The following is an 864-nucleotide window of genomic DNA, read 5'->3' as shown; positions in this document are numbered from 1 at the left end:
GATCCCGTGGGCCCGCACGGCATCCGCCTTGGCCGGGGCGCGGACCAGGCCGCGCACCTCATGGCCCCGGCCGGCCAGCACGGCCGCCACCGAACCGCCGATATAGCCGCTGGCACCGGTCACGAAAATCTTCATGCTGTTCTCCTGCTTGGGATCGCTCTTCCGCCACTCTGTCCGGCGGGCGGCCCCTTGATAATCCGTCCGTGCCGCACATGATCTGTGATCGGATTTCACAGAAGGGATGGATATAGAAGGGATGGGCATGGATAACGGGCGTGGATAATCGGGCCGGCGAGATGATGGCCTTCGCCCGCGTGGTCGCCGCCGGCAGCTTTTCCGAGGCGGCGCGGCAGATGCGCATGACGCCGTCGACGATCAGCAAGCTGGTCGCGCGGATCGAGGCACGGCTGGGCGTGCGCCTGGTCGAACGCTCGACCCGGCGGCTGTCCCTGACCGACGAGGGACGGCTCTATTACGAACGCAGCGCCGCCCTGCTGGCCGAACTGGACGCGATCGAGGGCGAACTGGCCCAGGGCGCGCGCCATGCGGGCGGGACGGTGCGGATCAACGCCTCGGTGGCGTTCGGCACGCTCGGGATCGAGCCCCTGCTGCCCGCGTTCTGGCAGGCCTATCCCAACATCGTCATCGACCTCTCGCTGTCCGACGACATCGCGGACCTGTACCTGGACCGCACCGACATCGCGTTCCGCGTCGGTCCGCTGGCGGATTCCGGCCTGGTGGCGCGCCGGCTGGGCAGCGCCCGGCGCGTGATCGTCGCCTCGCCCCTCTACCTGGCCCGGCACGGCACGCCCCGGACGGTCGCCGATCTCGACGGGCATAATTGCCTGGGCTTCAATTTCCGCC

2 protein-coding genes are annotated in these 864 nt (G+C 69.0%); one reads left to right on the top strand and one right to left on the bottom strand.

Going from position 1 to position 864, the window contains the following annotated elements:
• A partial coding sequence (locus HUK84_RS20520; protein ID WP_176641840.1) for an NmrA family NAD(P)-binding protein occupies positions 1-135 on the bottom strand: 135 nt, incomplete at its 3' end.
• Between the two features lie 140 nt (positions 136-275).
• Between HUK84_RS20520 and HUK84_RS20515 the strand changes: the two genes are divergently transcribed.
• On the top strand, positions 276-864 hold a 589-nt coding region (locus tag HUK84_RS20515), incomplete at its 3' end, for a LysR family transcriptional regulator (protein WP_176641839.1).

The sequence above is a fragment of the Nguyenibacter vanlangensis genome (assembly GCF_013376155.1).
GTDB lineage: Bacteria > Pseudomonadota > Alphaproteobacteria > Acetobacterales > Acetobacteraceae > Gluconacetobacter > Gluconacetobacter vanlangensis.
Note: the sequence above shows the minus strand (reverse complement) of the source record. Positions and strands in the feature narration are given on the sequence as shown.